1 protein-coding gene is annotated in these 1,294 nt (G+C 40.0%); it reads right to left on the reverse strand.

Annotated elements, in window-relative coordinates; translation table 11 throughout:
* Positions 1-144 precede the first annotated feature (144 nt).
* Positions 145-1,294 (reverse strand): glycosyltransferase (locus ACP5KC_RS09260; RefSeq protein WP_428287358.1); only part of this gene is annotated, 1,150 nt, incomplete at its 5' end.

The following is a 1,294-nucleotide window of genomic DNA, read 5'->3' on the forward strand; positions in this document are numbered from 1 at the left end:
AAAGATGTCCACGTCGCTAGGAGCCTCATTCTCGCCATATTCAAATATTTTTAAAACTGCTACGTTATGCTTGTTTAGCACCGGCATCAACATCCTAATTACTTTGCAGAACAACTCTTTACGTTTCTCGCATTCGTAACTCATTTAAAAGCACCACTCATCGAGTTTCTTAATGAGATGCAGGCTTGCTTTATCTAGAGAGAACAACCTCACAATTCGTTCTCTGAGTCTGCTTAGTAAATTGGTGTCCCTAAACAGTTCAGTCGAAATAATTTCTGATAAAACCTTCTGAGCGGACTCCTCCAAGCGTTCTATTTCTACAATTGGTGCTATTGGCTCGCTCCCGTTAATCCACCTCCATTCCACAGAATTCGTGAGCACGGTTAAAACTCCTGAAGACATGCTCTCCAGAGCTGTTAAGAAAGGATATGGGGCCTCTTTCCATTTGTAGAGGTGCAGAAATACGTCTAGAGAAGCGTAAACGTATGGTCTCAGCTCGTAATCTACGAATTTCTCCATATAAATAACGTTCCTCGACAGGTTAAACTTTCTTATAATCTTTTCAACAATAGGTTTATAACTTCTTCCTTCATATGGCGGCGATATAATTACCATTTTAATGTCGATTTTTCTCGTTAAATCCCTTAGAACCTTGAATATTACAGGTGGAAACCTGTCAGGGAAGATGTTGCCCATGTAGCCTATTACTATATCATCTGACTCAAGGTTAATGCCCAGCTTCTCGGATACTGTTCTCCTAGCTAGCGTTTTTCTTCTCGGTGAGAAGTGATCCGTATCGATAGGCACTAGCGCCATTACAATCCGGTGAGAGAGTATAGGAGAGAACCTGGATAAATAAACAGTCTCTGAAGGAGAGTATGTTAAGATTACATCGGGGGGTATGTATTGAAGCTTTTCCAGTAATGTAAAAGGTCTCGAAAATAGTGAAAAAACCACGCATGTATCCTTGCCTCTTAAGGCCTTGATAATGCTATAAGTCATTACACGTTGTGTAAGACCATAAGTATTCACAATGGTAATCGGCTTTCTTAGAGATTTGACGAGATTTAGTAGAGCACTTTTGATAACTCCTTTATCCGCGAAGTACAAACTGTGGGGATCTCTTTCATTAGTAATTTTGTATGTCGGTTCGAATCTCGTGTCGATGTACGATATCAGGTATGTAGTATCGGAGTATTTCTTTAACCCAACATATGTGTTGTATGTAATTCTAGAAACACCCTCACTACAAAACGGGTGGGCATTAAACCCTAAAATAATGAACTCACGGGAT

The organism is Infirmifilum sp. (assembly GCF_049970975.1).
In the GTDB taxonomy this organism is placed as follows: Archaea; Thermoproteota; Thermoprotei; order Thermofilales; family Thermofilaceae; genus Thermofilum; species Thermofilum uzonense.